The following is a 6,831-nucleotide window of genomic DNA, read 5'->3' as shown; positions in this document are numbered from 1 at the left end:
ACCAACACCCCGCTTGCCCCGACCCGCACCTCACCCTTCGCAGCCCTCCGCCCCGCCGGATAGCTCCAACGGGGCGGATTTACCAACAGCGTCCCCATCTGGTCCGGGGCGCCCGGGTGGCCGCCGAAGACTCAAACAGCCTCAGGCATCCGGTACTTGGGGTTGCTCTTGCAGGCCGACATCATCTCGGCCCTGGTCTCCTTGTCGATCGGGCAGACGCCGATGATGAACTCGGACCTGATCCCGCCGGGGAAGGCGACCTCGACCTGGTCGGCGTATTTGTGCTGGTCCCCGATGGTCTTGTTGACGTCGATGCCGCCGGGAGCGTCGATGTAGTAGTTGAAGGCTCCGCCCTTCATCCACGGCACCCACTGCTTGAAGAGGTCGTGGTTGTAGGACGTGGAGACGAAGGGTGACGGCTGGTTCTTCAGGACGTACTTCTCGACGTCGTACTGGCCGTTGACGGCTTCCTTGGGGCGGAAGCCTTCGACGAAGATGACGTCGGGGCCGCGGCCGTCGGCCCGGTAGAGCGTGCCGCAGCTCTTGCGGACGACCGGGTCCGGGGTGATGCGGGAGAACTGCACGGTCTTGTCCACCGCGGCGGTCATCGGGTCGAAGACCTGCGGGCAGGAGGACGGGGCGGCGGCACGAGCGGCTGCGGGGGCTGCGGTGACGTCGGCGGCGGCCGCCGGGGCGGTGAGCAGGGCGGCCAGGGACAGGACGGCGGCAGGCAGGACGGCGGTCCGCCGCCGCGGACGAAGTGTGGTCATGGAGCACACCATCGCGGTCCTGCGGCGGCGGGCCGTGGAACTCACTCGAAGGTGAGCGTGTCAGGGCAAGTCGGCTCCGGTCGGCGGAAGATGGGGTGCGTCTCAGGGCGAGGCGTTCCGGCTGAGGGTGGGCGGCGAGGGGGTGCGGGCCGCTGGAGCCCGCGGGGCTCACCGGATGCGTGGCGAGCTGGTCGATCTTCGTTTTGGCGACGGCATATGCCTTTGGCAGTGCACAGTGGCGTGCATAGGATCTGCGGCATGACGACACGGCTGGTTCAGATTCACATGAAGGCTCAGGACGACTCGGCCCTCGGCCGGTTCTGGGCGGAGGCGCTCGGCTGGGGCGTCGACAGCGAAGGACCCGGCGTGACCAACCTCGAACCCGAGGGCTTCGTCTATCCCCACGCCGCCGCCGTGTGCATCGACGTCGTCGCCGATCCGCAGCCCAAAACGGTGAAGAACCGTGTGCACATCGATCTCGCCACCACCTCCGCCGCCCATCAGGCGGAGCTGGTCGCGCGCCTTCAGGAACTCGGCGCGACGCCCGCCGACGTGGGCCAGGGCGACGTCCCGTGGACGGTCCTCGCCGACCCGGAGGGCAACGAGTTCTGCGTGCTGGAGCCCCGGGAGGTCTACCGGGACACCGGGCCGATCGCCGTGCTGGTGGTCGACTGTGCGGACCCGCGGGCCATGGCCGGGTTCTGGGACGGGGCGATGGACTGGACCCTGCACGAGGTGACCGACGACCATGCGGTGCTGCGGTCCGCCAAGGGGGTCGGCCCGTATCTCGAGTTCCTGCGCACGCCCGGCGTGAATCCCGGGTGGGACCCGGCAGTTCGGCCGCGCATCCATCTCGACCTCCGGCCCTACCCCGGTGAAGCTCAGGAGGCGGAGGCGGTCCGGCTGAGGGCTCTCGGCGCCGCCGACATCGACGTGGGCCAGGGCGACGTCCCGTGGACGGTCCTCACCGACCCGGAGGGCAACGAGTTCTGCGTGCTCACGCCGCACTGACACAGCGAGGGTGCGAGGGTGTTGCGTCCATTTTTGTTCGCTACCTGGCCTGAAGTGGTTTAAGCGCCTTTTGGACAAGTTCGCGGTGAGGCTGTGCAGAGCGGGCCGCCGGTACCAGGATTGCCCTTGTCCTCGCCGACGGTCGGTCCTGGCCGGGGCGGGGGCTGCATGCGCGTCGTCAACCAAGGGGAAGTCACATGGCGAACGAGCTCAAGTACGGCGACCAGGTTCACCTGCAGAACGGGTACAACAGCTGGCAGGGCGGCTACCTCGACACCAACGGCCACAGCGCCGCGTCGGGTGCCAAGTACAGCGTGTCGACCGCCGATTCGCCCACCCGCGGCAAGGGCACCGGCACCTGGGAGATCCTCTCCGCCTCCGGCAAGACGGCCGGCCAGCCGGTCACCAGCGGCGACGTGGTCTACCTGCGCAACCTCTACGGCGGCGACGGCGGCTACCTGGACACCAACGGTCATGCCACCGCCGACCAGAAGAACGCCGGCGCCAGGTACGACGTCTCCACCTCCCAGTCCAGGGACCGCGCCACGGGCACCGGCCGATGGAGGATCTTCGCCCAGACCTCCTCGCCCGCCGACCAGAACGTCCGCCTCGGCGACCTCGTCCACTTCTGCAACCTCTACGGCGACAACGGCGGCTTCCTGGAGACCAACGGCCACAGCGCCGCCACGGGAGGAAAGTACGACCTCTGCACCAACGCGTACTTCAACCGCAGTGCCAATGTCGCCGACTGGAAGATCCACCGCGCCACCGCCTGAGCAGGGTGCGGCACGGCACGGCACGGCACGGCAGAGCGCAGTACGGCACGGCGCGATCCGGCCCCGGCGGTCTTTGACCGCCGGGGTTTCGGCGGGCCGGGTCCGCCGGCGCGGCGGGCTTGAGCCGAAACTGGCGCAACCGGCCGACTCGATGGCCGTCCGCAGGGAGCGTCGCAGATCGGAGCCGACCGTACGCATCCGGCCGACCCGCGGCAGCAGCCCGCCGTATCAGGTCCCGGTCACCGCTTTCCAGGCCAGCCAGAGGGCGAGCAGCAGGATGACGCCGTTCCCGACGAGGGCGGTGAGGAGTCTGCCGGAGGGGCCCGTCAGGGCGCGGCCGAGCAGGGCGCCCGCCGAGGCGAGCAGCGTCTGCCAGCTCGCGGACGCGACGAAGGCCGCCAGCACGAAGAGCAGCCCCGGACCGAGCGAGTCGTCGCCGGGCCGGCGGCCGACCACCAGCACACCGAAGTAGACGAGCGTCACGGGGTTGAGCAGGGTCAGCCCGACCATGCCGGCGAAGGTACGCAGCGGAGGGCGCACCCCGTCGGCCGGGACCGGAACGTCCCGTTCCGTAGCGACCGCCCCGCCCCCGCCCCCCACCCGGATCCGGCGGTGTTCACGCAGGGCCGTCACCGTGCCCCGTACCGCGAGAACGACGAGCACTGCCGCGGCAGCGCTCTGGAGCACGGAGGTCAGCGGGCTGATGACGCGGGCCAGGGCGGCCCCGCCCAGTACCGCGGCCAGGGCGAACAGCCCGTCCGCGAGGGCGACTCCCAGCGCCGCGGCCAGCCCGTGCCGGAAGGAGACGCGCGAGGAGAGGGTCACGATCAGTACGGACATGGCGCCGACGGGCATGGCGATGCCGTATCCGGCGAGCAGACCCGCGACCAGCGCGGCGGTGGCGGCCTCGGTCATGTGGCTGGGGACTCCGTCATGGGCGGGGCATCGAGTACGAGTGCCTGCGCGGTGAGATGGCTTCGATGGAGTTCTGTGCTGCCGCGCACTCGTCGAAACCGACCCGGGTGAACTCCCGGAGCCACATGCCGATCCGGCCCTGGACGTCCAGCCGCAGCGGGTCGTCGAGGCCGCGTTCGCGGGCCCGGCGGGCGAGGCTGCTGAAGACGAAGCTGCCCGGCATGGGCACCAGCATGTTGCCCTGTACGACGATGACCCGTTCCCCGAACATCTCACTGACCCGGTGCACCGCGTCCACACTGCGCCGCAGGCTCGCCGGGGTCTCGCCCTCCACGCCCAGGATCACACCGACCTCGATCCTGAAGTCGTACTCGTCGCGGAGGAGTTGCAGGCGCTCCCAGAGGGTCGGGACGGAGTACCCCTTCTCCAGGAATTCGAGGCCGGTGTCGCTGGTGCCGTCCACGCCCATGTAGAGGCTCCAGCAGTTCATCTCCCGCAGCGCGTCGAGCATCCGGGGAGTCAGGTCGGCCACGCTGAGGTACCCGGAATAGGTCATCGAGGCATGGGCGGCCGGACGCAGGTCGATGAGGTCCCTGAGCAGCCGGGGGGTGAGGCTGTCGCCCCAGTCCTTGATCGAGTTCAGCGGGGTGTCAAGCCGGGCACGGCACAGCAGGTCCAGGGTCTGGACCCGTTCCCAGAGTTCACCGGCCGGCCGGTAGGCGAGCCTGCGGGCCGGGATCGCGCAGAAGGAACAGCTCTTGACCAGCTTGTCGTCGCGCCACACCCGGTGCGGACAGCCCTCGTGACTGAGACCGCTGTAGGTGAGCGGCCGGTAGGGGTAGTCGGGGCGGTCGAGCTGGAGCGCGAAGTACTCAAAGATCTCCGTGTACGACTCGAAGGGGAGCCGGTCGAGGTACTCCTGACGGTCCGGCCGCCCCGCGACCTTCCGGGAGCGTCGCAGCCTGGGCGGACGCGCGGCGGGCCCCGGGCCCTTCCGTACTCCCTCCACCGCTTCCAGATAGACGAAGTTCGGGATCTCGGCCGGGGGAGTGCCCAGGAGCATGGCCTCGACGGTGTACTCGCCCGCGTCGGTGCAGGCCCCCACGACGGCCTCCCCGGTGAGGCCGATGCGGTCGGCCTCCCGCAGGTACTGCTCGGGCCCGAAGATGGCGCCCGCACCCCCGAAGACGATCTTCCGGCAGCCGTTCTCCGCGGCCAGCCCCAGCAGTTCGAACGCGGCGTCCCGGGTGTGGTCGATGCAGTGGAAGCCGACCAGGTCGTACCGTCGCCGCCGCAGTACCTCCCGGCACTCCTCCATGGTGCGGTGGTTGCCGTCGCAGATCTCCAGCTCCAGGTCGGGGCCGAAGCGCTGCCGGAGGTACGACGCGAGGTAGAGGAGCCCTTCCTGCCAGAAGAAGTCATTGATGTAGCCGTAGCCGTACTGCTGTGGCGGCACCATCAGCAGGACCGAGTACCGGGGCATCAGCGGGCTCCTCTCACGGTCGGCGGACGGGCCGGCGTACCAGCTGACGTCCCGGTCAGCGGACGATGGGCAGGTACGCGGGGAACGGGGTCACGTCCTCGTTCTTGCTGCCCGCCGCCACCTCCACGGTGGGGAAGTGGGCGCGGTCGAAGACCTCGTGCAGGCTGGAGGTACAGCCCTCGGGGATCGCGACCCGCACCCCGGTCTCGTCGGCCGTCGACTTGGCGGCGATGAACCGGAAGCTCTCGCCGGGCGCCAGCGCGATCACCGCCCAGGACTCGGGCACCGCCGCGTCGCCGAACCTGCGCTGGTAGACGGTCCTGGGCTGTTCGGTGGGGTTGCTGACCTGGACGTGCAACGCGCGGACGTCGCCGTGCCAGGCGAAGGACGCCACGTCGAGGCTCCCCTCGGGGAGGGCGGGAACGGACTTGCGGGTCTCCGCGCCCGGCAGCAGGACGAAGCGGGCGTCGGTGCCGCACTTCTGGCAGTGGCCCTCCGGGGTGAGCCCGACGATCCGCGCGTTGAGCCCGTAGCGGGTCACCTGGAGCAGACCGCAGCGGTGACATCGGGTGGTGGTCGAATCGGTGTCGTACACATTGCCGAGGTAGACGTGGTGCAGCCCCATGCCCTTGGCGACGTCGCGGGCCCGCTCCAGGCGGTCGACGGGGGTGCGGATGGTGTCGGTCATCTTGTAGTCGGGGTGGAAGCGCACGAAGTGGGTGGGGACCTCGGGCCCGAGCCGCTCGCCGACGAACTCGGCCATGCTGCGGGCGGTCTTCTCGTCGTCGGTGAGGTCGGTGACCATCAGGGTCGACACCTCGACGTGCCGGCCGGCCCGGAACACCTGCTCGGCACCGGCGAGCACCGGCTCCAGCCAGCCCTTGGTGATCTTCCGGTAGTACTTGGGGTCCATCGACTTGATCGAGATCGAGAAGATGTCGATCACCGGAATGAGTTCGTCGATCGCCTCTTCACTGATGAAGAATGCGGACTTGTAGAGATTGACGATCCCGGCCGCGCGGGCGAGCGCCGCGGTCTCCACGACGAACTCGTGCCAGACGACCGGGTCGTTGTACGTCCAGGAGATCACTTTGATGTCGTGGCGGAGCGCGATGTCCACGACCTGTTCGGGCGTGTAGTGGTAGACGTCCTTGTCCTCCACGTAACGGGCCTGCGAGGTCTTCCAGTTGTGGCAGTAGTCGCAGTTGAGCATGCAGCCGACATTGCCCATGGAAAGGATCCGGGCGCCCGGCGCGTAGTGGAAGACGGCCTCCGTCTCGATGGTCTCCTCGGTCGCGTGCACCGAACGCCCGTAGTTGAGGCTCACCAGCCTGCCGTCCCGGTTCGCCCGCACCATGCAGAATCCGTGCTGGCCGGGCCTGATGCGGCAGTTGCGGGGACTCAGGTGGCACCGTACGACTCCGTCGTCCAGCCGCTCCTCCAGCCGGGCCGGATAGGAGTTCTGCTGCCATGCGGGTGCGGTCATGTCCGGTTCTCCTCCGTGGGGGCGGGCGTGAGTACGGGAGCTGGGGGCAGCGACGCGATGTGCGGGTGATCCGTGTCGAGGGGGCCGGTACGGAGGGCTCCGCCCGGTGACCCCAGGCCGGTGAGGTCGAAGAACTCGGCGTTCACGGCGGTGTAGGGGTCCCATTCCGCCGGTACTTCCTCCTCCGAGAAGATCGCCTCTACCGGGCAGACCGGCTCACAGGCCTTGCAGTCGATGCACTCGTCGGGATGTATGTAAAGGCTGCGTTTCCCTTCGTAGATGCAATCCACGGGGCATACGTCCAGGCATGCCTTGTCCTTGATGTCGACGCAGGGCTGGGCGATGACATACGTCATGGAGGCACCCTCCGAAACCGATATTCGCGACGGG

The 6,831-nt window shown here is 69.1% G+C and carries 7 protein-coding genes; 2 read left to right on the top strand and 5 right to left on the bottom strand.

The genetic code is table 11. The features are described from left to right. Positions 1-131 precede the first annotated feature (131 nt). Positions 132-770: an ADP-ribosyltransferase gene (locus AB0D18_RS22300; protein ID WP_362421134.1), complete on the bottom strand. Its 639-nt coding sequence runs from the start codon at positions 768-770 to the stop codon at positions 132-134. A 258-nt stretch (positions 771-1,028) separates the two neighbouring features. Here AB0D18_RS22300 and AB0D18_RS22295 point away from each other — a divergent pair, with 258 nt between their 5' ends. Both AB0D18_RS22295 and AB0D18_RS22290 read left to right on the top strand, forming a co-directional pair. Then, on the top strand, positions 1,029-1,781 hold the full coding sequence (locus AB0D18_RS22295) for a VOC family protein (protein WP_362421132.1): 753 nt from the start codon (positions 1,029-1,031) through the stop codon (positions 1,779-1,781). Between the two features lie 197 nt (positions 1,782-1,978). Continuing rightward, positions 1,979-2,557, top strand: coding sequence for a hypothetical protein (locus AB0D18_RS22290; RefSeq protein WP_362421130.1), 579 nt, complete (start codon positions 1,979-1,981; stop codon positions 2,555-2,557). A gap of 228 nt (positions 2,558-2,785) precedes the next feature. On the opposite strand, the gene AB0D18_RS22285 is transcribed toward AB0D18_RS22290, so the two are convergent. Genes AB0D18_RS22285 through fdxA form a run of 4 tightly spaced genes read right to left on the bottom strand, consistent with a single transcriptional unit; the run spans position 2,786 to position 6,797 of the window. Continuing rightward, on the bottom strand, positions 2,786-3,472 hold the full coding sequence (locus AB0D18_RS22285) for a LysE family transporter (protein WP_362421128.1): 687 nt from the start codon (positions 3,470-3,472) through the stop codon (positions 2,786-2,788). Positions 3,473-3,488: 16 nt separating this feature from the next. Continuing rightward, positions 3,489-4,955, bottom strand: coding sequence for a hypothetical protein (locus tag AB0D18_RS22280; protein WP_362421126.1), 1,467 nt, complete (start codon positions 4,953-4,955; stop codon positions 3,489-3,491). Between the two features lie 55 nt (positions 4,956-5,010). Then, the gene (gene amrS / locus AB0D18_RS22275; RefSeq protein ID WP_362421125.1) at positions 5,011-6,441 is read right to left on the bottom strand and encodes an AmmeMemoRadiSam system radical SAM enzyme; all 1,431 of its coding nucleotides are present in this window, start codon (positions 6,439-6,441) and stop codon (positions 5,011-5,013) included. Next, the gene (gene fdxA, locus AB0D18_RS22270) at positions 6,438-6,797 is read right to left on the bottom strand and encodes a ferredoxin (RefSeq protein ID WP_362421123.1); all 360 of its coding nucleotides are present in this window, start codon (positions 6,795-6,797) and stop codon (positions 6,438-6,440) included. Before fdxA ends, amrS begins: the two co-directional genes overlap by 4 nt. Between the last annotated feature and the right edge of the window lie 34 nt (positions 6,798-6,831).

Origin of the sequence: Streptomyces sp. NPDC048442 (genome assembly GCF_040651475.1) — a bacterium.
Taxonomy (GTDB): Bacteria; Actinomycetota; Actinomycetes; order Streptomycetales; family Streptomycetaceae; genus Streptomyces.
This window is presented reverse-complemented; position numbering and strand designations above follow the sequence as displayed.

What these genes read in the sequence shown, in the direction of transcription:
- AB0D18_RS22280 (WP_362421126.1), bottom strand. Translation starts at nt 4,955, where the DNA reads ATGCCCCGGTACTCGGTCCTGCTGATGGTGCCGCCACAGCAGTACGGC.
- AB0D18_RS22300 (WP_362421134.1), bottom strand. Translation starts at nt 770, where the DNA reads ATGACCACACTTCGTCCGCGGCGGCGGACCGCCGTCCTGCCTGCCGCC.
- AB0D18_RS22290 (WP_362421130.1), top strand. Translation starts at nt 1,979, where the DNA reads ATGGCGAACGAGCTCAAGTACGGCGACCAGGTTCACCTGCAGAACGGG.
- AB0D18_RS22295 (WP_362421132.1), top strand. Translation starts at nt 1,029, where the DNA reads ATGACGACACGGCTGGTTCAGATTCACATGAAGGCTCAGGACGACTCG.
- fdxA (WP_362421123.1), bottom strand. Translation starts at nt 6,797, where the DNA reads ATGACGTATGTCATCGCCCAGCCCTGCGTCGACATCAAGGACAAGGCA.
- amrS (WP_362421125.1), bottom strand. Translation starts at nt 6,441, where the DNA reads ATGACCGCACCCGCATGGCAGCAGAACTCCTATCCGGCCCGGCTGGAG.
- AB0D18_RS22285 (WP_362421128.1), bottom strand. Translation starts at nt 3,472, where the DNA reads ATGACCGAGGCCGCCACCGCCGCGCTGGTCGCGGGTCTGCTCGCCGGA.